The 24,029-nt window shown below is 28.0% G+C and carries 26 protein-coding genes; 9 read left to right on the top strand and 17 right to left on the bottom strand.

All coding sequences use genetic code 11. The features are described from left to right. Nucleotides 1-25 precede the first annotated feature (25 nt). From ABDZ60_RS13465 to ABDZ60_RS13445, 5 genes are all read right to left on the bottom strand, one after another. Entirely contained in the window at nucleotides 26-487 is a 462-nt protein-coding gene (locus tag ABDZ60_RS13465) for a single-stranded DNA-binding protein (protein WP_016207934.1), read from the bottom strand. A gap of 14 nt (nucleotides 488-501) precedes the next feature. Further along, nucleotides 502-789 carry a 30S ribosomal protein S6 gene (gene rpsF, locus ABDZ60_RS13460; protein WP_016207935.1) on the bottom strand — a complete coding sequence of 96 codons (288 nt, stop codon included), beginning with the start codon at nucleotides 787-789 and terminating at the stop codon, nucleotides 502-504. Between the two features lie 107 nt (nucleotides 790-896). Continuing rightward, a complete protein-coding gene (locus ABDZ60_RS13455; RefSeq protein ID WP_016207936.1) occupies nucleotides 897-1,082 on the bottom strand; it encodes a DUF951 domain-containing protein in 186 nt (61 codons plus the stop codon). Nucleotides 1,083-1,118: 36 nt separating this feature from the next. Further along, complete coding sequence (locus tag ABDZ60_RS13450) at nucleotides 1,119-2,021, bottom strand: mechanosensitive ion channel family protein (RefSeq protein WP_016207937.1); 903 nt, start codon at nucleotides 2,019-2,021, stop codon at nucleotides 1,119-1,121. A gap of 18 nt (nucleotides 2,022-2,039) precedes the next feature. Continuing rightward, nucleotides 2,040-2,279, bottom strand: a complete 240-nt coding sequence (locus tag ABDZ60_RS13445) for a putative Se/S carrier protein (protein WP_046999864.1) — start codon at nucleotides 2,277-2,279, stop codon at nucleotides 2,040-2,042. A gap of 306 nt (nucleotides 2,280-2,585) precedes the next feature. Here ABDZ60_RS13445 and ABDZ60_RS13440 point away from each other — a divergent pair, with 306 nt between their 5' ends. Together ABDZ60_RS13440 and yyaC are read left to right on the top strand one after the other, a co-directional pair. Next, a complete protein-coding gene (locus ABDZ60_RS13440; protein WP_343778740.1) occupies nucleotides 2,586-3,740 on the top strand; it encodes an aminotransferase class V-fold PLP-dependent enzyme in 1,155 nt (384 codons plus the stop codon). 57 nt (nucleotides 3,741-3,797) lie between these two features. Continuing rightward, on the top strand, nucleotides 3,798-4,406 hold the full coding sequence (gene yyaC, locus ABDZ60_RS13435) for a spore protease YyaC (protein WP_046999866.1): 609 nt from the start codon (nucleotides 3,798-3,800) through the stop codon (nucleotides 4,404-4,406). Between the two features lie 27 nt (nucleotides 4,407-4,433). Here yyaC and ABDZ60_RS13430 read toward each other — a convergent pair whose 3' ends face one another. From ABDZ60_RS13430 to rpmH, 12 genes are all read right to left on the bottom strand, one after another. Then, nucleotides 4,434-4,934: a DUF4446 family protein gene (locus ABDZ60_RS13430; RefSeq protein ID WP_016207941.1), complete on the bottom strand. Its 501-nt coding sequence runs from the start codon at nucleotides 4,932-4,934 to the stop codon at nucleotides 4,434-4,436. A gap of 105 nt (nucleotides 4,935-5,039) precedes the next feature. Further along, nucleotides 5,040-5,885 (bottom strand): ParB/RepB/Spo0J family partition protein, encoded by an 846-nt coding sequence (locus ABDZ60_RS13425; protein WP_016207942.1) that lies wholly within the window; start codon nucleotides 5,883-5,885, stop codon nucleotides 5,040-5,042. Nucleotides 5,886-5,901: 16 nt separating this feature from the next. Next, on the bottom strand, nucleotides 5,902-6,663 hold the full coding sequence (locus tag ABDZ60_RS13420) for a ParA family protein (RefSeq protein WP_016207943.1): 762 nt from the start codon (nucleotides 6,661-6,663) through the stop codon (nucleotides 5,902-5,904). A gap of 175 nt (nucleotides 6,664-6,838) precedes the next feature. Further along, entirely contained in the window at nucleotides 6,839-7,615 is a 777-nt protein-coding gene (noc, locus tag ABDZ60_RS13415; RefSeq protein ID WP_343778736.1) for a nucleoid occlusion protein, read from the bottom strand. A 208-nt stretch (nucleotides 7,616-7,823) separates the two neighbouring features. After that, nucleotides 7,824-8,483: a 16S rRNA (guanine(527)-N(7))-methyltransferase RsmG gene (gene rsmG / locus ABDZ60_RS13410; protein ID WP_343778734.1), complete on the bottom strand. Its 660-nt coding sequence runs from the start codon at nucleotides 8,481-8,483 to the stop codon at nucleotides 7,824-7,826. Between the two features lie 18 nt (nucleotides 8,484-8,501). Further along, nucleotides 8,502-10,376 (bottom strand): tRNA uridine-5-carboxymethylaminomethyl(34) synthesis enzyme MnmG, encoded by a 1,875-nt coding sequence (gene mnmG / locus ABDZ60_RS13405; protein WP_156174257.1) that lies wholly within the window; start codon nucleotides 10,374-10,376, stop codon nucleotides 8,502-8,504. An 11-nt stretch (nucleotides 10,377-10,387) separates the two neighbouring features. Continuing rightward, nucleotides 10,388-11,767 carry a tRNA uridine-5-carboxymethylaminomethyl(34) synthesis GTPase MnmE gene (mnmE, locus tag ABDZ60_RS13400; RefSeq protein WP_016207948.1) on the bottom strand — a complete coding sequence of 460 codons (1,380 nt, stop codon included), beginning with the start codon at nucleotides 11,765-11,767 and terminating at the stop codon, nucleotides 10,388-10,390. Between the two features lie 176 nt (nucleotides 11,768-11,943). After that, on the bottom strand, nucleotides 11,944-12,567 hold the full coding sequence (jag, locus tag ABDZ60_RS13395) for an RNA-binding cell elongation regulator Jag/EloR (RefSeq protein WP_016207949.1): 624 nt from the start codon (nucleotides 12,565-12,567) through the stop codon (nucleotides 11,944-11,946). Between the two features lie 40 nt (nucleotides 12,568-12,607). After that, on the bottom strand, nucleotides 12,608-13,372 hold the full coding sequence (yidC, locus tag ABDZ60_RS13390; RefSeq protein ID WP_016207950.1) for a membrane protein insertase YidC: 765 nt from the start codon (nucleotides 13,370-13,372) through the stop codon (nucleotides 12,608-12,610). An 18-nt stretch (nucleotides 13,373-13,390) separates the two neighbouring features. Next, nucleotides 13,391-13,600: a membrane protein insertion efficiency factor YidD gene (gene yidD, locus ABDZ60_RS13385; RefSeq protein WP_016207951.1), complete on the bottom strand. Its 210-nt coding sequence runs from the start codon at nucleotides 13,598-13,600 to the stop codon at nucleotides 13,391-13,393. Further along, nucleotides 13,600-13,950: a ribonuclease P protein component gene (gene rnpA, locus ABDZ60_RS13380; protein WP_016207952.1), complete on the bottom strand. Its 351-nt coding sequence runs from the start codon at nucleotides 13,948-13,950 to the stop codon at nucleotides 13,600-13,602. Before rnpA ends, yidD begins: the two co-directional genes overlap by 1 nt. Nucleotides 13,951-14,011: 61 nt before the next feature. After that, nucleotides 14,012-14,146 (bottom strand): 50S ribosomal protein L34, encoded by a 135-nt coding sequence (gene rpmH / locus ABDZ60_RS13375; protein ID WP_016207953.1) that lies wholly within the window; start codon nucleotides 14,144-14,146, stop codon nucleotides 14,012-14,014. 534 nt (nucleotides 14,147-14,680) lie between these two features. On the opposite strand from rpmH, the gene dnaA reads away from it, so the two are divergent. From dnaA to gyrA, 7 genes are all read left to right on the top strand, one after another. Next, the gene (gene dnaA, locus ABDZ60_RS13370) at nucleotides 14,681-16,039 is read left to right on the top strand and encodes a chromosomal replication initiator protein DnaA (RefSeq protein ID WP_016207954.1); all 1,359 of its coding nucleotides are present in this window, start codon (nucleotides 14,681-14,683) and stop codon (nucleotides 16,037-16,039) included. A gap of 260 nt (nucleotides 16,040-16,299) precedes the next feature. Then, entirely contained in the window at nucleotides 16,300-17,400 is a 1,101-nt protein-coding gene (gene dnaN / locus ABDZ60_RS13365) for a DNA polymerase III subunit beta (protein ID WP_343778728.1), read from the top strand. Nucleotides 17,401-17,447: 47 nt separating this feature from the next. Continuing rightward, nucleotides 17,448-17,654: a S4 domain-containing protein YaaA gene (yaaA, locus tag ABDZ60_RS13360; protein ID WP_016207955.1), complete on the top strand. Its 207-nt coding sequence runs from the start codon at nucleotides 17,448-17,450 to the stop codon at nucleotides 17,652-17,654. Nucleotides 17,655-17,732: 78 nt separating this feature from the next. Beyond that, nucleotides 17,733-18,818 carry a DNA replication/repair protein RecF gene (gene recF, locus ABDZ60_RS13355; RefSeq protein ID WP_343778726.1) on the top strand — a complete coding sequence of 362 codons (1,086 nt, stop codon included), beginning with the start codon at nucleotides 17,733-17,735 and terminating at the stop codon, nucleotides 18,816-18,818. 13 nt (nucleotides 18,819-18,831) lie between these two features. After that, nucleotides 18,832-19,092, top strand: coding sequence for an extracellular matrix regulator RemB (gene remB, locus ABDZ60_RS13350; protein WP_016207957.1), 261 nt, complete (start codon nucleotides 18,832-18,834; stop codon nucleotides 19,090-19,092). Nucleotides 19,093-19,147: 55 nt separating this feature from the next. Continuing rightward, the gene (gene gyrB / locus ABDZ60_RS13345; protein WP_425544860.1) at nucleotides 19,148-21,061 is read left to right on the top strand and encodes a DNA topoisomerase (ATP-hydrolyzing) subunit B; all 1,914 of its coding nucleotides are present in this window, start codon (nucleotides 19,148-19,150) and stop codon (nucleotides 21,059-21,061) included. 21 nt (nucleotides 21,062-21,082) lie between these two features. Continuing rightward, a complete protein-coding gene (gene gyrA / locus ABDZ60_RS13340) occupies nucleotides 21,083-23,650 on the top strand; it encodes a DNA gyrase subunit A (protein ID WP_343778721.1) in 2,568 nt (855 codons plus the stop codon). Nucleotides 23,651-24,029: the final 379 nt, after the last annotated feature.

Genomic DNA, 24,029 nt, shown 5'->3' with positions numbered 1-24,029 from the left:
TAATTCCCTCCTTTTTATTAGACTATTAGAAAGGCATATCTCCATCATCTACCGGAGTCATGTCTTCCTCAAAATTCATTCCACCAAAATTACTTGATGAATTTGAATAATCAGAACCTGTATTTGAAGAGCCATATCCATTGTTATATGAATTTTGATCTCTTCCAGCACCACCATTGTTACCTGATCCAATAAACTCAAATGAATCTACAACTACATCAGTTGTATATCTTTTAGTTCCATCTTTAGCATCATAACTTCCTGTTCTAATGCTACCTGTAACTGCTAGTTGTCTGCCCTTTGTAAGATATTGTGCTATTGTTTCACCAGTTTTACCAAAAGCTATACAATTGATAAAATCAGTTTCGTCCTTTTTGAAAGGTCTTGTTACTGCTAAAGAAAATCTTGTTACAGCAGTACCACTACCAGCAGCAAAATTAAGCTCTGGATCTTTTGTTAGTCTTCCAATAAGTATAACCTTATTCATGACAATATCACCTCTTACGCTTCTTGTTTAACTATTATGTGTCTTAAAACACCATCAGTAATTCTGAATATTCTGTCTAATTCTTTAGGTAGTTCTGAATCAGCATTAAAGTTGATTAATGTATAGAAACCTTCGTTAACTTTTGCGATTTCATAAGCAAGCTTTCTTCTACCCCAAACGTCAACATTTTCTATAGTTCCTCCACCGTTTTCTATTACACCCTTAAATTTTTCGATAGCAGCTTTACAAGCTTCTTCGTCTAATGATGGGTGTAGTATGAATATAGTTTCGTACTTTCTCATCATTTTCACCTCCTCCCCTCGGACATTGGCTGTGCTTTACACAGCAGGGATTACAATTTAATATTGTATCATTATTCATTTTTTTTTGCAAGTTTAAATTAAAATTACTATAAATTTACTACCTTTTTAGCATCCTTTTGAAATTTGCTTCTTGGTAACATTATTATTCTTCCACATCCAGTACATTTTATTTTAATATCTGCTCCAAGCCTTATAACTTCAAATTGTTTACTTCCACATGGGTGCTGCTTCTTCATTTCTACTATATCACCTAAATCAAAAGTCTCTATCATTATTAAACCTCCAACCTTTTAATTCAATTTAATTTACTATCTTCCACTTACTATTTGAGTCTTTGGATATGGTATTTCTACTCCTGCTGAATCTAAAGCTTTTTTTATTTCTTTTCTTAGTTCTCTTTCCATCTTCCATTGAGATAACGGCCTAGACTTTCCAACTACTCTTATTGTAACACTTGATGCATTTAAAGATATCACACCTAAAACTTCAATATCTTCAGTAATTTCCTCTTTATTATTTTCTTTAAACTTTTCACACGTATTTTCAATTAACTTAATTGTATTATCTACATCTTCTTCGTATGCAATTTCTATATCTACCATAAATCTCATATTTCCTCTTGAATGATTAGTAACCTCTAAAACAGCTCCATTTGGTAATACATGAATATCTCCACTAAAATCTTTTAGTACTGTTGACCTAATCCCTATATTTTCAACAACACCACTGTAAGCACCTATCGTTACATAATCTCCAACTCCATATTGATCTTCAAATAGTATAAAAAAACCATTAATTATATCCTTCACCAGACTTTGTGCTCCTATACCAATAACAAATCCTACAGCACTTAAAACAGCCGCTGAAACCTTAAAGGTCTTTCCTATTACTATTGCTCCTGCTGAAAAATATACTATATATTTTAATGAGCTTTTAAGAATAGCTCCTACTGTAATAGCTTTTTGACTATTCATTGAAAAACTAAGTTTACTTTTTATTTGATTTTTTACAAATTTATCAATTATTTTATTTCCTATTTTTATTGCTAAGTACATTACTATAATTAAAAATATTATACTTATTGTTCTATTTAATATTAGCTCTGCAATACTTATAGTACTCTCCCAAGCCTTTTCCCAATCTACATTCAATATAATCTTACCATTATCACCTATTTTAGGACTTAGTATATTAGCAACTAAATTATGCATAAATCACCTCTAAAAATATTAAATAACTTCTTTAAAGCCATCTTTTTCCTTTATATATATGTCTTTATATTTTATTATATTTTTTAATATAATATAATCTATGTATTTTTTTTCTTCTATTCTGATGCAAATTCCACAACTTTGAGTTATTGCAGTAGGCGTAGGCATCATTTTAAAAATCATGCCTTCTTGCTTTAAAATCTTTTCTGCTGTCATTGCATCAAGTGTATTTTTAAAAACTATAATATAATAATTCATAAAATCCCTCCATAGGTTAATAATTTACTTTAATTATATTATATATATGTTTTAATTAAGAATCTATATTATTGCTATATAAGTATTTAAAGAAATTTAAATACTTATATAGCAATTGAAACTTTATGTTTTTGAAAGAATATATCAATTTATATATATGTTTTACTTAATAATTAATATAGTGTAATAATTAATAAAAGTACAAAGTAATAAATTTACAAATCTATTTATTACTTTGTAAATAATATGAAAATATTTTATAATTTCAATATAAGTATTATATATTTAAACTAAAAGGAGTAACCTATGAGTATTTATTTAGATAACGCAAGTACAACTTTTCCTAAACCAGAAAGCGTTCCAAAGGCAATATATAACTTTTTAACGAATGTTGGAGGAAATCCTGGTCGCTCTAATCATGATAATGCCTTGCAAACAAATAGGATACTAGTTGAATCAAGAGAGGCTATAGCTCAATTTTTTAATTATAAATCAATAGAAAATGTAATTTTTACAAGCAATATTACTACTTCTCTTAATATTTTAATAAATAGTTCTCTTTCTTTAGGTGATCATGTTATAACATCTTCTATGGAGCATAACTCTGTATTAAGACCTTTATTTAACCTAAAAAATCAAGGTTTAATAGAATTAGATATAGTTTATGCAAATAAATTTGGATTTATATCTACTGAAGACTTAAAAAATACAATAAAATCTAACACAAAGATGATCGTAATTAATCATGCTTCTAATGTAATCGGTAGTATTCAACCTATAAAAGAAATTGGTGATATATGTAAAAATAATAATATATTCTTTGTGCTAGATTCTGCTCAAAGTGCAGGTGTATTAGATATTGATTTTACAAAAATTAATTTAAGTGCATTAGCTTTTACTGGTCATAAGAGTTTATTTGGACCTCAAGGTATTGGTGGTTTTATAATTGATGATAACTTAAACAAATCTTGTAATCCTTATATTTTGGGTGGAACAGGCAGCCTTTCACACTCACTAACTCAACCTGATTTTTTACCCGATAAGTTTGAATCTGGTACGCTTAATATGCCTGGTATAGTAGGTCTTATGGAAGGTATAAAATTTATACAAAGTGAAGGTATTAATACTATATATAGTAAAAATAATTTTTTAAGAAATTATTTCATCGAAAAAATCAAAAATATTAATGGTGTAATTCTTTATGATGATAAATATAATAATAACTATACTTCTTGTATTTCATTTAATATAAAAGATATGGATACTGCTGAACTATCATTTACCTTGGATAGCGACTTTGGAATAAAAAATAGATCTGGATTACATTGTGCCCCTCTCGCACACAAAACTATAGGCAGTTTCCCCTCTGGTACTGTTAGGTTAAGCCTTAGTTATTTTAATACAAAAGAAGACATGGACTATACTATAAATGCTATTAATAAAATTTCTAAATTTAAATAGTGATAATGAATAGCTACCTCTCTTATTGTCAATAATTTCAATAAGAGAGGTGTTTTTATGAATGATATAATTAAGATAGACTCACTATTACCTAATTCTTATGTAGAAGTTAAAAATTACTTATACAATAACTTAAAAGATATAGTTTTTTCAAATAGAGATATAATTTTTGTCTGCATCGGTACTGATAGGTGTACTGGTGATTCCTTAGGACCATTAGTAGGATATAAATTAAAGAACATTTCTCAAAATAAGATTCATATTTATGGTTCTTTAGAAAATCCTGTTCACTCTAAAAATATAACTAATATAATTAATAAAATTAATTGTAACTTTAATAATCCATATATAGTTGCTATAGACTCATGTCTTGGAAAAATAAATAATATAGGCAAGGTATTTATAGATAAAAAACCCCTTTATCCTGGTTTAGCTGTAAATAAAAATCTACCTCCTATTGGTGATTTAAGTATAACTGGAATTGTTAATATTGGAGGAAGTTTTGAGTTCATAGTTTTACAAAATACTAGATTATATACAGTTATGACTTTAGCTGATTGCATATCTAAAGGAATAAATCATTTTATATTGAAAGTTTCAAGAGAAATGGAATATATTAATAAACCTTCTAAAATAAATTATTTACAAAAAAATAAGAGTTTATAGCTAATCCCTATAACTCTTATTTTTTATTTATCTTTTATTTATTGCCTCATTTAAAACATAAGATTCTTCTTCTGATAATTCATATCTTGATATTCCTTTATCCACCGGCTTAGCATATGTAGTGCTATCTTGCCTTGAATAAATCCCTGTAATTAAAACTCCATCATTATATGAATCTAGTATAGCTATTGAAAAACTTAAATCACTACCTACGTCTGGAAAAGCTTTATATCTCATTATAGCTATTTTATTTACACAGCCCTTCATTTCTTCTTTTATAACTTCACATTTATTAAGAGCTTCATTTGAATTTTCTACAGCTTTATCAATTTCTTCTAATTTTAAATTTATAAGTTCTTCTAAATTTTTATTATTTACGCCTCTCATCATTTTCCTATACTTTTTTTCCATTTTATTCACTGATCTTATTAATGAAATTACTATTATGAAAAGTAATAATATTATAACTACTAAACCAATAGTAATAAATGATGAATTTTCATTTATTGTATTTAATATGCTTTCCAAATTAATACTCCTCTCTAGAATTTATAACTGGATTTTTTGAATAATTATAATGTTTCACGTGAAACATTACCTAATAATCTTTTATAAATGTTTCACGTGAAACATTTATAAATCCATTATCTCTAATATTCTTTGTAAATCCTCATTAGAATAATATTCTATTTCTATTTTTCCTTTGTTATTTTTATTACTTATATTTACTTTAGTTCCAAAATAATTTTGTAGTTTTTCAGTTACATCTTTATAATATGGATTTATCTCTCTTACTTTATCTTTTTGTTTTTTTTCTATATTTAAATATTTTATTAATTTTTCTAATTCTCTAACAGATAATTTTTCATCTATTACTTTCTGCGCTATTTCACATTGAATTTCTGGATCCTCTATAGCTAGAAGAGCTCTTCCATGCCCCTCTGTTATAACTTCATCAATTAAATATTGTTTTACTGTTTCAGAAAGATTGGTCAATCTTATTACATTACTAATTGCAACTCTTGATTTTCCTACTCTTTTGCTTAATTCTTCTTGTGTTAAATTAAACTCACTTAATAGTTTTTTATATGCCATAGCTTCTTCTATAGGATTCAAATCTTGTCTTTGAATATTTTCTATTAAAGATACTTCCAATATATCTTTTTCTGTTAACTCCATAACTATAGCAGGGACCTCTTTCAAGCCTAAAAACTTAGCTGCTCTCCATCTTCTCTCTCCAGCAACTATAATATAATAATCTCCTTTTTTATTTAATATAATAGGTTGAATTATTCCATGTTCTTTTATAGATTGTGCTAATTCAGCTATTTTTTCATTATCAAAAGATTTTCTTGGTTGTTCATCATTACTTTTAATTAAATTTAACGATATAATTGAAGTCTTATTTTCATCTTTGCTTGAATTATCATTAGGAATTAAAGCGCCTAGTCCTTTTCCTAATGCTGATTTTTTATTCATATTAATCACCTACTTATTATTGCCTATTTAAGAATTCTTTTGTTAAAGCTTTGTAAGATTCTGCACCCTTACATTTTTCATCATACAACATTATAGGTAATCCAAAACTCGGTGCTTCAGCTAATCTTATATTTCTTGATATTGTAGTTTTATAAACCTTATCATTAAAAAAGTTTTTTACTTCTTCAAAAACTTCATTACTTAAGTTAGTTCTATAATCGTACATTGTCATTACAACGCCTTCTATTTCAAGTTCCTTATTTAGTGACTTTTTAACTAATTGAATTGTATTTATAAGCTGCCCTACTCCCTCAAGTGCATAAAATTCACACTGAATTGGTATTAAGACTGATTCCACTGACGTTAAAGCATTTATAGTTAATACTCCAAGAGATGGTGGACAATCTATAAAAATAAAATCATAATCATTTTCAACTTCCTTGATCTTATTTGTTAAAATAGTTTCTCTATTTTCCTTACTTATCATTTCTACTTCAGCACCTGCTAGTTCCATTGTTGATGGAGCTATATATAAGTTTTGTACTAACTCACTTTTTAAAATTACTTCTCTTAGCGAAGTTTCAGAAGTTAATACATCATACATTGAAAATTCTAGATTTCTTTTATCTAGACCTAATCCGCTTGTTGTATTGCCTTGGGGATCTATATCTATTGTTAATACTTTATAACCTTCCATAGCTAGGTATGCACATAAATTTATATTTGTAGTAGTTTTCCCTACTCCACCCTTTTGATTGAATATACAAACTTTCTTCATATAAAAGCTCTATTTTAGAGCTTCACCCCCCTTCTCATATTAATATTATATATAGTTTTAGATAATATTAAAAGATTAACATAATAAAAATTGATTAAAATAATAACTTAATTTAAATTTAGCCAAAAAAATAAGTATATTCTTACTAATTTAAAGAATATACTTATTTAAAAATTTATTTTTTGGGTATAGACACTGTAATTTGTATAAATTCATCTTCATCTTTAAATTTATACTCTGCTGGTATATTAAACTTATCAAATACTTGCTTTATAGTATTAACATATAATTTTGCTGGAAAAACACTTTTTATCTTTTTATTTTTATTATTATTTAATTCTTCTCCAGCTAATTTTAGTAACTCTTTATTAACTGCTTCTTCTGTTGATTTGACATTAAGAGAATTTTTAATTATCTTTTCTATAACTTTTAATTGTAATTCCTCATTTGGTAGAGATAATAAAGCTCTTGCGTGCCTTTCTGTTAATTTATTCTCTATACAAAGCTTTCTTACATTAGAACTAAGTTTCAATAATCTTAATTTATTAGCTATAGTTGATTGCTTTTTACCCATTCGTTTTGCTAATTCATCTTGAGTAAATTTATGATCATTTATAAGATTATAATAAGCTTCTGCCTCTTCTATAAAATTCAAATCTTCTCTTTGTAAATTTTCTAATAATGCAATTTCAGCAGATTGTGTATCTGTAATTTCTATAATATTACATGGTACATCTTCCAAATCTGCCATCCTAGCTGCTCTCCATCTTCTTTCTCCTGCAACTAGTTCAAAGTTTTCTCCTCTTCTTCTCACAGTAATTGGTTGAATTATTCCATGTTCCTTTATAGATTGAGATAACTCTTCTAATGCCTCTTCATTAAAAAATCTTCTAGGCTGATAAGTATTTGGAAATATTTTATTTACACTTATGTTAGTAATTTCTCTTTTCATATGCACCCAATCATCCCCTATTTCTCTAAATTACCATTTTATTCAATAAATTAAAAATTCTATTTTCTTGTCTAAATTCCTTCTTTTTATTCCTTATTATTATAAGACAAATTCGCTTAGTATAAATTAATTATTTACAAATCCATCTATATATCTCAGAAAAAAATTATTAATCGACTATTTTTATTAAAATATATTGTAGAATATTCTATTTTATTGGTTTTTTATTTACTGTTCCAGCTTTTCTTGGATATATTTTAGGACACTTATTTATCTTTTTTACTTCTACTATATTATGTTTTAAATCTGAGTCCTCTATATTTACTTCAATTATATCTATTAATTCTCCTCCTAGGGTAGCTATGGCCTTATTCCCCTCTTTAAGTTCCTCTTCTATTGCAGGGCCCTTTAAGGCAACAAAATATCCATTAATCTTTACATATGGTAAACATAGTTCTGATAATACTGCCATATTAGCTACAGCTCTTGAATGAATTGTTGTAACATTTTTCAACTCTAAAGTATCTATAACTATATTTAAAAAGTTTATTCTTTTGTTTAATGAGTCTAATAATGTTACTTCTACACTTGGATTCATTATTGCTATAGGTAATCCTGGAAATCCAGCTCCTGTTCCTACATCTATTATAGTTTTTGCCCCTTTTATTGATTTTGATTTAAAAGCCTTAATGCAATCAATAAAATGCTTTTTTATAACCTCTTCATCTTGTGTTATTGCTGTAAGATTTACTTTTTCATTCCATTCTTGAAGTAGTTTCATGTATTTTATAAATTGATTGTATTGATGCTCTGATAATTCTAATCCTACTTCTAATGATGCATCTTTCATTAATTGAAAATATTCCATGCTTTCCTCCACATAAATTTATTTCTTATGTTGATGTTCTAAATAAATTAATAAAACAGATATATCTGCTGGTGATACTCCTGAAATTCTTGATGCTTGCCCTATACTTATAGGTCTTACATTAGATAATTTCTGAATAGCTTCAGTTCTTAACCCTTTAACATCTTTATAATCTAAATCTTCAGGAATTAATTTTTTTTCAAATTTCTTAAATTGTTTAACTTGCTCTAATTGACTTTCTATATATCCTTCATATTTAGTAATTATATTTATTTGTTCTCCTATGTCATCCTTATATTCTGGTCTATCTATATCTAAATCCTTTAAAATAAAATAATCTAATTCAGGTCTCTTAATAAGTTCATAAAAACTAATTGGTTTTTTAAGCTCAGTAGATCCTAAAGAAATCAAAAAGTCATTTACTTCTTTTTTATTAGTTATTTGTAAACTTTTTAATCTCTCTATTTCACTTTCTATACTATTTTTTCTTTTTAGGAACTTTTGGTATCTTGCCTCTGTTGCAAGACCTACATTATATCCTATTTCAGTTAGTCTAAAATCTGCATTGTCTTGTCTTAATAATAACCTATATTCAGCTCTTGAAGTCATCATTCTATATGGCTCATTAGTACCCTTGGTAACTAAATCATCAATGAGAACTCCTATATATCCATCAGATCTTGTTAATATCATAGGCTCTTTATCTTTAATCTTTAAAGCTGCATTTATTCCTGCTACTATGCCTTGCGCAGCAGCTTCTTCATATCCTGAACTACCATTTAGCTGTCCTGCTCCATATAATCCATCAAAATCTTTAAATTCTAGTGTTGGTTTTAATTGAGTTGGATCAATTGAATCATATTCTATTGCATATGCTGTTCTCATTATTTCTACATTCTCTAAGCCTGGCACAGTTTTTAACATTTGTATTTGTACATCCTCTGGAAGTGATGAAGACATTCCTCCGATATACATTTCTTCAGTATCTTCGCCTTCGGGCTCTATAAATAACTGATGTCTTTCCCTATCTGGGAATCTCATAACTTTATCTTCTATTGATGGGCAATATCTAGGCCCTACTCCCTCAATTAATCCATTATACATTGGTGATCTTGAAATATTTTCTCTAATTACATCATGAGTTTCTTCGCTTGTATAAGTTAACCAACAAGATACTTGTTCTCTTGAGATATCTCCACTTATAAATGAAAATGGAATTATTTTCTCATCACCTGGTTGTTCTATCATTTTTGAAAAATCTACTGATTTCTTATTTATTCTTGCTGGAGTACCTGTTTTAAATCTTCTTAATGATATTCCTAAATCTATTAATGATTGTGATAATTCATTTGCTGCTGATAATCCATTAGGGCCACTATTATATGTTACATCACCTATTATTATTCTAGCTCTTAAATAAGTCCCAGTTGTTAATATAACTGCTTTGCAACTAAAATATCCACCATTTTTAGTTAGAACTCCTCTAACTTTTCCATCTATAACATCTACTTCTATAACTTCAAGTTGTCTTAAACTAAGATTCTCTTGATTTTCTAAAACATTTTTCATTCTACTTTGGTATTTTTTCTTATCTGCCTGAGCTCTTAATGAATGAACTGCTGGTCCCTTTGATGTATTAAGCATTCTTGATTGTATATATGTATTATCTATATTAATTCCCATTTCTCCGCCCAAAGCATCAATTTCTCTTACTAAATGACCTTTTGCAGTTCCTCCTATATTAGGATTACACGGCATCATAGCTACAGAATCGAGATTAGTAGTACAAATCAATGTTTTTAATCCCATTCTCGCTGTTGATAATGCCGCTTCACATCCTGCATGACCGGCCCCTACGACTACTACATCGTATTCTCCCGCATTATATTTCATCTTTATTTCTCCTACTTTCCACAACAAAATTCCTTAAATATTTTATTAACTAAATCCTCTTCCAATTCAGAACCTGTAATTTCTCCTAATGCTTTTAATGCTGCAGTAACATATATAGAAATTAAATCAAGAAACTCATTATTCTTAACTCTTATAAGCGCATTATCACAATTTTCCTTGGCTCTTATTAATGCTTGCTTATGTCGTGAATTGGATATGATTAAGCTTTCGCTATCTATTTTACCATTAAAGAACATATTCTTAATCTCATTTTTTAATCCATCTATTCCAATATCTTCTTTAGCTGAAATTTTTATTATATTTTTAAAATCCGATAATATTGTATTATCTAATTTATTTTCTAAATCAATTTTATTTAATAAAATTATTGATTTTTTATCTTTTATAGTTCCTATTATTTCAATATCTTCTTTATCTAAACTTCTAGATGAATCTAATACTAATAAAACTAAATCTGCTTCATTTATCTTTTCTCTGGATTTTTCAACCCCAATTTTTTCAACTATATCTTCTGTATCTCTTATTCCTGCTGTGTCTATAATTTTTACTGGTATTCCATCTAAATTTATATATTCTTCTATCACATCTCTAGTTGTACCAGCAATATCTGTAACTATAGCTCTCTTTTCCTTTAAAAGTACATTCAATAAAGATGATTTTCCAACATTAGGTTTACCTACTATAGCTAAACTTAATCCGTCTCTTATTATTCTTCCTTCATCAGCTCCCTTTAAAAGCTTATTTATAATTTCATAAGCTTCCTCAAGACTCTCTTTAACTCTTATAGGAATAGCTGGGTCAACTTCTTCATCATCCTCCGTGAAGTCAACAGCATATTCTATTAAAGCTAAAACATTTAATAAATATTCTCTAAGCTTATTTATTTTTTGTGATAGAGATCCCGTACTTTGCATCAATGCAGATTTCATTGCTAATTCTGTTTTAGCTGTTATTAAATCCATAACTGCTTCTGCTTGCGATAAATCTATACGCCCATTTAAAAAGGCTCTCTTTGTAAATTCACCTGGCTCAGCAAGTCTTGCTCCTGCCTTGATTGTCATCTCTAAAACCTTATTTGTTGATGTGACTCCACCATGACAATTTATTTCCACAGTATCTTCAGCCGTAAAGCTTTTTGGCCCTTTCATATAACTTATTATTACTTCATCTATTAAATCCTTTGTATCTATATCAACTATATGACCATATTTCATAGTATAAGTCTTCATATCTCTTATATCTTTTCCGTTCTTGGCATTAAATATCTTAGATACTATATCTAAAGCTTTATCTCCTGATACTCTTATAATAGCAATTCCACCTTCTCCAATTGCTGTTGATATAGCACAAATTGTATCAAATTCTTTCATGTCTATCCTCCTTATTAAAAAATCCATTGTGGATTTTTACTTTATTTATTCATTAGCAAAATTTAATTATCATTATTTATATTATATCCCAAATTAACTAATATTCATTTTACAAAACTATTGAAATTAAGTCAAAAAAATAAAGGGTAGGAAAGCCAATTGGCCTCCATACCCATTTACTTCTTTATGTCTACAACAATTCTTCTGTGAGGCTCATCACCTTCACTAAATGTATATACATATTCATTATCTTGTAAAGCAGAATGTATTACTCTTCTTTCATAAGGATTCATTGGTTCTAGTTTATAAGGTCTTCTAGTTTTTCTAACTTTATATGCAGTTTTTTCTGCAACTCTTTTTAAGGTTTCTTCTCTTTTTTTTCTGTAATTTTCAGTATCTAAAACTACTTTTTTATAAGGAATATCGTGTTCTTTATTAACAACTAATGATGATAAGTATTGTAAGGAGTCTAATGTCTCTCCTCTATATCCAATTATTAAACCCATCTTTGGACCATTTAAGTCTATATAAATAACATCATCAACTTCTCTAATTTTTATTTCTGATTGTACTCTCATATTATCAAGAATAGATCTTAAAAATACTCTTACTTCTTCCTTATAATCTCTTTTGACTTTTACTAATATTTTAGCAGGTTTTGTCCCTATAATATTCAAAAATCCTTTAGATCCTTCATCTAGAACCTCATATTCAATTTTATCCTCTGTGAGCTTCAATTCTTTTAATGCATTATTTAATGCTTCATTTATGGTTTTACCTGTCATTTCTAATATTTTCATACCCTATTCACCACCTAGTAAATACTAAATATAATAAATCTTAATTTTTTTTCTTAGTCTTTGGCGTTGCTTTTTTGGCATTTTGAATAGTCTTTAAGTTTGCCTCTTCCTCTTTAGCTTCTTTTTTCTTTTTATATGGTAAGTAATTTAAGAAGTAAGTTTGTGCTAATTGAATAGCTCCACCAATTATCCAGTAAATAACTAGAATTGATTTAAAATTGATTGCCATTACTCCCATCATACCTGCCATCATAATATTCATACTTCCCATATTCATAGGACTATTATCATTTTTAGGCATTGACTTAGTTAAAAGTAAGCTTGGTAAATATGTGCTTAAAAATGCTAATACAGGTAATATGAAATATCTATCTTTTTCAAATACATCTATTATCCATAAAAATGATGGATTTACTACTAAGCTTTTATCTATATTATAGAAAACATAATATAAAGCAAATAGTATTGGTAATGGTAATAATGTTGGAAGACACCCTCCAAACATACTTACATTATTTTCTTTCATACATTTTGAATATTCAGCTTGCATCTTTTGGGGATCATTTGCATATTTCTTTTGTATTGCATTTAATTCCGGTTGAATTTCCTGCATCCTCGCATTTGATCTATTAGCTTTTATATTTAATGGAAGTATTAACAATCTAATTATTAAAGTAAATATTGTAATTGTTAGTACATATGAAGCACCACTTGGTTCCATGTTAAATACTGATAAAATAAAACCATGAAGTCCATCAAATATAATAGTCAAAAAATTTGTTATTGGTTGTAAGAATTTCATCATCTTTTATGCCTAACCTCCTTATTTTACAGGATCATACCCACCCTTTGCGAATGGATGACACCTTAGAATTCTCTTTATAGCTAAAAAACCACCCTTTATTGCTCCATATTTATTAATAGCATCTATTGCATATTGAGAACATGTAGGAACATAAATACATGTTGGTGGTCTCATTGGTGAGATATATTTTCTATATAAATATATAGTTTTTAGCATTACTTTTTTCATTATTTATATAATCCTGCCTTTAAAAAAAGTTTTTTCATTGATTCTTCAACATCAAAGAAACTTTTATCCTTTATAGCACTTCGTGCTACAAATACAAAATCATACCCCTTTTTAATATCTTTTTCATTTAGTCTATAGCTTTCAGTTATCAATCGTTTACTTCTACTTCGTACTACACTATTGCCTACTTTTTTACTTACAGAAATTCCTACCTTATTATAAGGAAGCTTATCCTCTGTTTTATTTTTCTTATTATTAAAAATATATAAAACTAAAAGATTATTAGCTAGCGACCTTCCCCGTCTATATACTAATTTAAATTCATTATTCTTTCTTAATCTGTACACCATTGGAACTTCTATACTCCTTTTTTTTCCGCTATTGCAGAAAAAAGGCCACTATTTGCGGCCCTTATGCTGTTAATTTTTTTCTACCTTTTTGTCTTCTTCTTTTAAGAACAGTTCTTCCTGATGAAGTTTTCATTCTCTTTCTGAATCCATGTTCCTTTTTTCTTTGTCTTTTTTTTGGTTGGTATGTCATGAACATTTCACTACACCCCCTTCGAATTCTAAATTTCTATAGTAAAAACTATAATTCCTAATTTTAAATTTACCTTATTATTATATATATATCACGATTTTATGTCAATACACTATAATTTTCAAATTCTGTTGATAAATATAAATATATTAACATATAAATTTGTGGATAACTTCTTGAATACTCTATTTAACTTATGTTATTATTAATAATGAATGTGAATAGTTTTATTTATACGACAACTTATCCACAGCTGTGGATTAAATTGTGCATAACTTGTTTGCTTTTTCTTTATTACTTATCTATTTATACCTATTTTTAGCGTAAATATTACTTTTATACCATGTTAATAATGTGTAAATTTGTACATACTTATACTGTGGATAATTTTTTTATGTTTATAACATCAACATAATTATTAACATGTGAATATTTTTATTATTAGTTATCAACAATCATTTTCATATGTTAATAACTATGTTTATACTATGTTATTAATTATTTAATAACTTTTAAAATTTTTTTTATGGAGGATATAAAATGAATAATGATCTTAAATCATTATGGGAAAAAACATTAAATATAATTAAAGGTGAAATGAGTGAAGTTAGTTTTAATACATGGATTAAAAGTTGCGAACCTATTTCTATATCTTCCAATATAATAAAAATCAGTGTGCCCAATTCCTTCACTCAAGATATATTGGAAAAAAGATATAAGGATTTGGTTGTAAATTCTATAGAAGCTGCTTGTTCTAAAGTATATAATGTAGAATTTATAGTTGCATCTGATATTCAGGAATCTGAAGATAAGGAAGAAAAAATCTCAAAGATAGATAATAAATCATCATCTATTATCGTAAACGATGAAATGTCTAGTACTTTAAATCCTAAGTACACATTTGATTCATTTGTTATTGGTAATAGTAATAGATTTGCTCATGCTGCGTCCTTGGCAGTAGCTGAATCTCCAGCTAAAGCATATAATCCCTTATTCATTTATGGTGGAGTTGGTCTTGGTAAAACTCACTTAATGCATGCTATAGGACACTATGTTTTACAAAACAATACTACTGCTAAAGTTGTATATGTTTCTTCAGAAAAATTTACTAATGAACTTATTAATGCAATAAGGGATGATAAAAATGAAGAGTTTAGAAATAAATATAGAAGTGTTGATATCTTACTTATAGATGATATCCAATTTATAGCTGGCAAAGAAAGAACTCAGGAAGAATTTTTCCATACATTTAATGAATTACATGATGCAAATAAACAAATAATTCTATCGTCTGATAGGCCACCAAAAGAAATACCAACTTTGGAAGATAGATTACGTTCTAGGTTTGAATGGGGCTTAATTGCTGATATTCAAGCACCAGACTTTGAGACTAGAATGGCTATACTAAAAAAGAAAGCTGATGTCGAGAAATTAAATGTAGCAAATGAAGTTATGGTTTATATTGCAACAAAAATTAAGTCTAATATTAGAGAACTAGAAGGAGCATTGATTAGAATAGTGGCATATTCCTCTCTTACAAATAGACCTATTACAGTGGAATTAGCAAGCGAAGCTCTTAAAGATATAATATCAAATAAACAAAATAAAAATGTAACTATAGATGTTATACAAGATGTTGTTGCTGGATATTTTAATCTTAGAATAGAAGACTTAAAATCTCAAAGAAGAACTAGAAATATAGCCTATCCAAGACAAATTGCAATGTATTTAAGTAGAAAATTAACAGATATGTCTTTACCGAAAATAGGAGAGGAATTTGGAGGAAGAGATCATACTACTGTTATACATGCATATGAGAAAATCTCTGATAGCTTAAATACTGATGAAAGTCTACAACACACAGTAAATGATATAACAAAAAAGCTAACTCAAAATTAATCAACAACTGTACATAAATATATTTAATTATTTGTGGATAACTCTTAAAAACAATATCGTCTGTTAGTACTGTGGATAAGATACGTAATTTTTGCTTCACTTATCCACACTATTTTTTTATAAACAATTTAGACAATTCAATGGTTAGGGGTACTTATTAACATACTCACAGCCCCTACTACTACTATTATTAATTTATATCTTATATATTTATCTATATCTATACATCTTATATGTATATAACTTAAGGAGGTTTTTATATGATATTTATTTGTGAAAAACAAAAAATACAAGAAGGTATATCAATAACAAGTAAGGCTATAACAGGAAAAACAACTATGCCTATATTAGAAGGAATCTATATAGATGCAAAAAAGGAAGGATTAACATTAATAGGATCTGATATGGATGTATCTATAGAAACAAAGGTTGAAGCAGATATTCTTGAGGAAGGAAAGATAGTAATAGATGCAAAGATTTTTGGAGAAATTATAAGAAAGCTACCAAATTCAGATATAAAAATAGAAACTTTAGAAAATGACATAATTCAAATTACATGTGAAAAATCAGTGTTTAACCTAGTTTACATGAATGCTGAAGATTATCCAGCTATACCAAATATAAATGAAAATTTATCAGCTGAAGTTCCTCAGAATATACTAAAAAATATGATAAAAGGAACATCTTTTGCTATAGCTCAAGACGAAACTAGACCAATACTTCAAGGAATATTATTTGAAGTGAATAATAAAAATTTAAACTTAGTAGCTTTAGATGGATATAGATTAGCTATAAGAAATGAGTTTTTAGATAATGATAATAATCTAGAAGTTGTAATACCTGGAAAAACATTAAATGAAGTTTCAAAAATATTAGAAGATACATCTGATATAGTAAAAATAACATTTACAAATAATCATATATTATTTAATTTAAATAATACAAAAATTATTTCAAGATTATTAGAAGGTAAATTTGTAAATTATTCGTCTTTATTACCTCAAGAGCATAAAATATTAGTTGATGTAAATAAACAACAATTACAAAATTGTATAGAGAGAGCATCTTTAATGGCTAAGGATAGTAATAGCAATTTAATAAAACTAGATGTTCAAGAGGATACAATGATAATAACATCCAATTCTCAATTGGGAAAGGTTAGGGAGGAATTGAATATAAACTTGCAAGGAGAATCTATACAAATTGCATTTAATTCTAGATATCTTTTGGATGTATTAAAAAACATGGATGATGATGAAGTTAAATTAGAAATGACATCAAGTGTTAGCCCTTGCGTAATAAAGGGTAAGAATATAGATAATTCAAAATATCTTGTTTTACCAGTAAGGCTTATAAGATAGAAAGGAGAAAATGCATAAAATATGAATAAAAATGCATTGAATTGGAAATGAATGAAGTTAAAATAAATACAGAATTTATAAAATTGGATTCCTTTTTGAAGTGGTGTGGAGTTGCATCTTTAGGATCAGAAGCGAAAATGTATATTTTAGATGAGATGGTAAAGGTTAATAATGAAATTTGTACTCAAAGAGGAAAGAAAATTAAAAAGGGTGATATAGTAGAATTCGATGGTGAAGAGTATAAAGTTATTTAAGAACTATATTGCATTTACTATTACCTTAACAATTACTTTTATTCTTTTTATATGTTATAATTAAAATAGGTGTTAAAAATGTATATTAAAAGACTTCAAATGTTAAATTATAGAAATTATAAATCTTTAAATATAAAACTTGGTAAAAATGTAAATGTATTTATGGGAGATAATGCTCAAGGTAAAACCAATATTCTTGAAGCAATTTATTATTGTGCATTTTCTAAATCACACAGAACTTCCAAAGATAGAGATTTAATAAATTGGAATTCAGATAGTGCATATATAAGTTTACTTGTAGGTAAAGATAGGCTTGATAAGAATATTGATATAAATATATTAAAGGATGGGAAAAAAGCAATAAAGATAAATAAAATTAAGGTGTCTAAAATAGGAGAATTATTTGGAAACTTTAATGTTGTTATGTTTTCACCAGAAGATTTAAAGATTATAAAAGATTCACCAGGAATAAGAAGAAAATTTATAGACATGGAATTATGTCAACTAAACCCTAAATATTACTATAATTTAGTTCAATATAACAAAATTTTAAATGAACGTAATGTTATTTTAAAAAATAGGAATCTAGATAAGGAAATTTTAGATATATATGATATTCAATTAGCAAATTATGGGCATCATATAGTTATAGATAGAATTAATTATATTAATAAATTAAACTTTTATGGTAAAGATGTACATAGAGAAATATCTTCAGGAAAAGAAAATATAGAATTTAGATATATAAGTACAATAAAGGACTTGGAAAATATAAAAGTTAACTTCTATGAAACATTAAAGAAAAACAGGAAGAAAGATATTGAAAAGGGAATTACGAGCATTGGCCCTCATAGGGATGATTTTATTGTTCTTATTAATGATATAGATACAAAAAGTTTTGGATCTCAAGGACAACAAAGAAGCGCAGTTCTTACAATGAAATTTTCATCTTTAAAAATAATAAAGGAAATTACATCAGAATATCCAGTATTATTATTAGATGATGTTTTATCAGAGTTAGATTTTAATAGAAAGAGGTACATTTTAAGTACCATTGGGGAGATTCAAACTATAATAACATGTACGGGAATCGAGGATATAACTAATTATTTAGATAATACATCCAGATTATTTAAGGTCAAAGATGGAGAAATCCTAAATTAAGGGAGGAATTCTTATGTTTTTACATTTAGGAGAAAATGTAGTTGTTCCAGTCAAAGATGTGATTGGAATATTTGATTTACAAACTACAATGTATAGTTCTGACACAAGCGCTTTTTTAAGAATGGCGGAGGAAGATGGGTTTGTAGAGAGGATTTCTAAAGAAAAACCAAAATCTTTTGTTATAGCTGAAGTTAATAAAATGAGTAAAATTTACTTATCTCCAATTTCATCTTCAACTTTAACAAAAAGAACTAATATAGATTATAATCCATAATTCCAATTTTAAATCTTCATGTGATTATAATAAAATTTAATTTAAGGAGGAGATTATATTGGAAAATAACAGACAAAGTTATGATGAAAATCAAATTCAGGTTTTAGAAGGCTTAGAGGCTGTTAGAAAAAGACCTGGAATGTATATAGGAAGTACCAGTTCAAGAGGATTACATCATCTTGTTTATGAAATAGTTGATAACAGTATAGATGAAGCTTTGGCTGGGTTTTGTACAGATATATCAGTTACTATTAATGAAGATAACTCAATAACAGTAATAGATAATGGAAGAGGGATGCCTACAGGAATACATCCTAAAATGGGGAAATCAACAGTAGAGGTTATAATGACAGTTCTTCATGCCGGAGGAAAATTTGGTGGTGGAGGATACAAAGTATCAGGAGGACTTCATGGTGTTGGTGCATCAGTTGTTAATGCACTTTCAGAGTGGTGTGAAGTAACAGTGTGCAGAGAAGGTGAAATTTGGAAGCAAAAATATTCTAGAGGAGCCGTTGTAACTGATTTATGTAAGATAGGAACAACTGATAAACAAGGAACTATGGTATCATTCAAGCCAGACACTGAAATATTTGAAGAAATAGAATATGATTTTGATATATTATCTAATAGATTGAGAGAGTTAGCATTTTTAAATAAGGGAATTAAAATTATATTAGAAGATAAAAGAGAAGAAGAAAAAGTGGAGCATTATTTCTATGAAGGTGGTATAAAGGAATTTGTAGCATATCTAAATAGAAATAAGGAAGTACTACATGAGGAGCCTATTTATGTTGAAGGAGAAAGAGATGGAATAATAGCTGAAGTATCACTTCAATATAATGATAGTTATACTGAAAATCTATATTCTTTTGCTAACAATATAGATACAATAGAAGGTGGTACCCACTTGTCAGGATTTAAAACATCTTTAACAAGAGTTATAAATGATTATGGTAAAAGATTTAATCATTTAAAAGAAAATGATAAAAATTTATCTGGTGATGATATCAGAGAAGGATTAACAGCTGTAGTTTCTATAAAAATATCTGATCCTCAATTTGAAGGACAGACAAAAACAAAGCTAGGAAACTCTGAAGTTAGAGGTGTCGTGGATTCAATAGTAGGAGAAGGGGTATCTATATTTTTAGAAGAGAACCCTAATATTGGGAAAATAATAATAGAAAAGGCTTTGATGGCAGCGAGAGCAAGAGATGCAGCAAGAAAAGCAAGAGAACTAACAAGAAAATCAGTATTAGAGCGTTCATCATTACCAGGGAAATTAGCTGATTGTTCATCCAAAGATCCTAGAGAGTGTGAAATTTATATAGTAGAGGGAGACTCTGCAGGGGGATCAGCTAAGCAAGGAAGAAATAGAAGATTCCAAGCTATATTACCATTAAGAGGTAAAATATTAAATGTTGAAAAGCAAAGATTAGATAGAATCTTAACTGCAGATTCTATAAAATCAATGGTTACAGCGTTTGGTGCTGGAATTGGTGAAGACTTCGATGAAGAAAGATTAAGATATAACAGAATAATAATAATGACAGATGCTGACGTAGATGGAGCTCATATAAGAACTTTACTGTTAACATTCTTCTTTAGATATATGAGAGGATTAATAGAAGGAGGACACGTTTATATAGCCCAGCCACCGCTTTATCAAGTAAAGAAAAATAAAAAGGAGTACTATGTTTATTCTGATTCAGAACTTGAAAAGTTATTAGGTGATATCGGTGGAAAAGATAATGCAACTAATATACAAAGATATAAAGGTCTTGGAGAAATGAATGCAACTCAATTATGGGACACAACTATGGACCCGGAAAAGAGAGTACTTTTAAAGGCAACAATAGAGGATGCGATAGCAGCTGACGAAATATTCACTATATTGATGGGGGATAAAGTAGAACCAAGAAGAGAGTTTATTCAAAAAAATGCAAAGAAAGTAAGTAACTTAGATGTTTAGTACTAAAACGAGGTGAGGTACATGGATTTAAACGAGGGAAAAGTTATTCCTATAGATATAAATAAAGAAATGAAGAGATGCTATATTGATTATGCAATGAGTGTTATTGTAGGTCGTGCATTACCTGATGTTAGAGATGGATTAAAGCCAGTTCATAGAAGAATACTACATTCTATGAATGAGCTTGGAATTACGCCAGATAAAAGTTATAGAAAATGTGCAAGAATAGTTGGAGAAGTTTTAGGTAAGTATCATCCACACGGAGATACATCAGTTTATGATGCACTAGTAAGATTAGCTCAAGATTTCTCAATGAGATATATGCTTGTTGATGGCCATGGAAACTTTGGTTCTGTAGATGGGGATAGTGCAGCAGCAATGAGATATACAGAAGCAAGAATGAATAAAATTGCATCTGAAATGCTAAGAGATATAAATAAAGATACAGTTGACTTTATACCAAACTTTGATGGTGAAGAAAGGGAACCGGTTGTATTACCATCAAGGTATCCAAATCTTTTAGTAAATGGATCATCTGGGATAGCTGTAGGTATGGCTACAAATATTCCTCCACATAACTTAGGGGAAGTAATAGATGGAACAATAATGCTTATAGATAATCCAGAAACAACATCCTTAGAATTAATGACTGTCATTAAAGGGCCTGACTTTCCTACAGGTGCTACAATTATGGGGAAATCAGGAATAAGAGCAGCATATGAGACTGGAAAAGGTAGAGTTATAGTAAGGGCAAATGCAGAAATTGAAGAAGAGAATGGAAGACATAAAATAATTGTTACAGAAATACCATATCAAGTTAACAAAGCTAAGTTAATAGAGAATATAGCTGACTTAGTAAAAGATAAAAAAATAACCGGAATATCAGACTTAAGAGATGAATCTGATAGAGAAGGTATGAGAATAGTAATAGAATTAAAGAGAGATGCTAATCCAAGTGTAGTATTAAATCTTCTATATAAGCATACAAAAATGCAAGATACATTTGGAATTATAATGTTAGCTTTAGTTAATAATGAACCATTAGTATTAAACCTTAAACAAGTATTAAGTAATTATATACAATTCCAAAAAGAAGTATTAACCAGAAGAACTGTATTTGAATTAAATAAAGCAGAAGCAAGAGCACATATACTAGAAGGTTTAAGAATAGCCCTTGATAATATTGATGAAGTTATAAAAATAATAAGATCATCTAAAACAACAGAAATAGCCAAAAATACATTAATAGATAGATTTGGATTAAGTGAAAAGCAAGCTCAGGCAATCCTAGAAATGAGATTAAGAAGATTAACAGGATTGGAAAGAGACAAAATAGAAGAAGAATTTGAAGAGTTGATGAAGTTAATAGATTATTTAAATTCTATATTAGCAAGTGAAGAAAAACTTTTATCAGTAATAAAAGAAGAGTTATTAGAAATTAAGAATAAATATAATGATCCAAGAAGGACTAAGATAGAAAAAGTAGTTAATGAAATAGATATAGAGGATCTTATACAGGAAGAAGAAGTAGTAGTTACATTAACACATTCAGGATATATAAAGAGAATATCTGCAGATACATATTCTGCACAAAGAAGAGGGGGAAGAGGAATACAAGCAATGTCTACTAAAGAAGATGACTTTGTAGAACATGTAAATATTACTTCAACCCACTCAGATGTTTTATTCTTTACGAATAAGGGAAGAGTTTATAAGCTAAGAGCATATGAAATACCTGATGCGGGAAGAACGGCTAAAGGTACTAATATAATAAATCTTATAGCAATAGAGCAAGATGAAAGAATAGAAACAGTACTTACAATAAGAGATGATGTAAGTGAAGGATTCTTATTTATGGGAACTAAGCAAGGAATAGTAAAGAAGACTCCACTTTCAGAGTTCAAGAATCTTAGAAAAAATGGATTAATAGCCATAAACCTAAGAGATGGAGATGAACTTTTAAAGGTTAAGGTTACTCGTGGAGACGCAGATATAATAATAGTTACACAAGATGGTAATGCTATTAGATTTAATGAAAAAGACGTAAGATCTATGGGTAGAACTGCATCAGGAGTAAGATCTATTAATCTAAGAGAAGATGATATTGCAGTATGTATGGATATCGCTGTAGAAGGAGAAGATTTACTTGTTATTAGTGAAAATGGTTTTGGAAAGAGAACTCCTATAACAGAATATAAGAGACAAAAAAGAGGCGGAACAGGTTTAATAACATACAAACTATCAGAGAAGACAGGTAAGGTTATAGGTGCAACTGTATGTAAGATAGATGATGAGCTTATGTTAATAAATACAAGTGGAGTAGCAATAAGAATAAATGTCTCAGGAATATCAGTTACAAGCAGATCTGCAATGGGTGTAACTCTTATGAGAACATCAGAAGAGGAAAAAATAGCAGCAATTGCTAAAATATCAGGAACTGGTGAGGATAAAGAAGAGCAAATAACTATAGATGAAAATAGAATAGATGATGAAATAAAGAGTGAAATAGCAGTGGTAGATGATTCAGATAATAGTTTAAAGGATTTATTAGATATATCAGAAGACGAAGAATCAAAAGATGATGAATAAATGAGAAACCATAAGTATATATAAAGATTTAAAAATAATAAATTGCAATTATCAATATATAGGTAATTGCAATTTTTTTATATGAATAAATTAAAAAAGAATAAAAAATAATAGAAATAAGCTATATTATAACGTAATCTTATCCAGGCGTATCAATAATAGTATAAACTAAAAAAAAATAGAAAAATGGAGTAAATAAAAAATAAATTTGAAAAATAAATACATATATATATAACTATATTAAATTTAAATGATAAGATAGATTCTGTCGCTAAGATATGTGACAAAATAAGTCAAAAAAACTTTTAAGAAAAGTTGTTGACAAAAAGAAAAACAAATGATAAGATAATGAAGTCGCTTGAGAGCGATGAAGAAAATG

It is taken from the genome of Clostridium sartagoforme, from assembly GCF_039521405.1.
Classification (GTDB): Bacteria; Bacillota; Clostridia; order Clostridiales; family Clostridiaceae; genus Clostridium; species Clostridium sartagoforme.
Note: the sequence above shows the minus strand (reverse complement) of the source record. Positions and strands in the feature narration are given on the sequence as shown.

Excerpts from the sequence above, each read along its gene's own strand:
- dnaN (WP_343778728.1), top strand. The coding sequence starts at position 16,300 with ATGATATTTATTTGTGAAAAACAAAAAATACAAGAAGGTATATCAATA.
- jag (WP_016207949.1), bottom strand. The coding sequence starts at position 12,567 with ATGAAAATATTAGAAATGACAGGTAAAACCATAAATGAAGCATTAAAT.
- rpsF (WP_016207935.1), bottom strand. The coding sequence starts at position 789 with ATGAGAAAGTACGAAACTATATTCATACTACACCCATCATTAGACGAA.
- yidC (WP_016207950.1), bottom strand. The coding sequence starts at position 13,372 with ATGATGAAATTCTTACAACCAATAACAAATTTTTTGACTATTATATTT.
- ABDZ60_RS13445 (WP_046999864.1), bottom strand. The coding sequence starts at position 2,279 with ATGAATTATTATATTATAGTTTTTAAAAATACACTTGATGCAATGACA.
- yyaC (WP_046999866.1), top strand. The coding sequence starts at position 3,798 with ATGAATGATATAATTAAGATAGACTCACTATTACCTAATTCTTATGTA.
- rsmG (WP_343778734.1), bottom strand. The coding sequence starts at position 8,483 with ATGGAATATTTTCAATTAATGAAAGATGCATCATTAGAAGTAGGATTA.
- mnmE (WP_016207948.1), bottom strand. The coding sequence starts at position 11,767 with ATGAAAGAATTTGATACAATTTGTGCTATATCAACAGCAATTGGAGAA.
- remB (WP_016207957.1), top strand. The coding sequence starts at position 18,832 with ATGTTTTTACATTTAGGAGAAAATGTAGTTGTTCCAGTCAAAGATGTG.
- ABDZ60_RS13440 (WP_343778740.1), top strand. The coding sequence starts at position 2,586 with ATGAGTATTTATTTAGATAACGCAAGTACAACTTTTCCTAAACCAGAA.
- ABDZ60_RS13450 (WP_016207937.1), bottom strand. The coding sequence starts at position 2,021 with ATGCATAATTTAGTTGCTAATATACTAAGTCCTAAAATAGGTGATAAT.
- ABDZ60_RS13455 (WP_016207936.1), bottom strand. The coding sequence starts at position 1,082 with ATGATAGAGACTTTTGATTTAGGTGATATAGTAGAAATGAAGAAGCAG.
- yaaA (WP_016207955.1), top strand. The coding sequence starts at position 17,448 with ATGAATGAAGTTAAAATAAATACAGAATTTATAAAATTGGATTCCTTT.
- ABDZ60_RS13425 (WP_016207942.1), bottom strand. The coding sequence starts at position 5,885 with ATGAATAAAAAATCAGCATTAGGAAAAGGACTAGGCGCTTTAATTCCT.
- rpmH (WP_016207953.1), bottom strand. The coding sequence starts at position 14,146 with ATGTTCATGACATACCAACCAAAAAAAAGACAAAGAAAAAAGGAACAT.
- rnpA (WP_016207952.1), bottom strand. The coding sequence starts at position 13,950 with ATGGTGTACAGATTAAGAAAGAATAATGAATTTAAATTAGTATATAGA.
- noc (WP_343778736.1), bottom strand. The coding sequence starts at position 7,615 with ATGAAAAGAGAAATTACTAACATAAGTGTAAATAAAATATTTCCAAAT.
- yidD (WP_016207951.1), bottom strand. The coding sequence starts at position 13,600 with ATGAAAAAAGTAATGCTAAAAACTATATATTTATATAGAAAATATATC.
- mnmG (WP_156174257.1), bottom strand. The coding sequence starts at position 10,376 with ATGAAATATAATGCGGGAGAATACGATGTAGTAGTCGTAGGGGCCGGT.
- gyrA (WP_343778721.1), top strand. The coding sequence starts at position 21,083 with ATGGATTTAAACGAGGGAAAAGTTATTCCTATAGATATAAATAAAGAA.
- ABDZ60_RS13420 (WP_016207943.1), bottom strand. The coding sequence starts at position 6,663 with ATGAAGAAAGTTTGTATATTCAATCAAAAGGGTGGAGTAGGGAAAACT.
- recF (WP_343778726.1), top strand. The coding sequence starts at position 17,733 with ATGTATATTAAAAGACTTCAAATGTTAAATTATAGAAATTATAAATCT.
- dnaA (WP_016207954.1), top strand. The coding sequence starts at position 14,681 with ATGAATAATGATCTTAAATCATTATGGGAAAAAACATTAAATATAATT.
- ABDZ60_RS13465 (WP_016207934.1), bottom strand. The coding sequence starts at position 487 with ATGAATAAGGTTATACTTATTGGAAGACTAACAAAAGATCCAGAGCTT.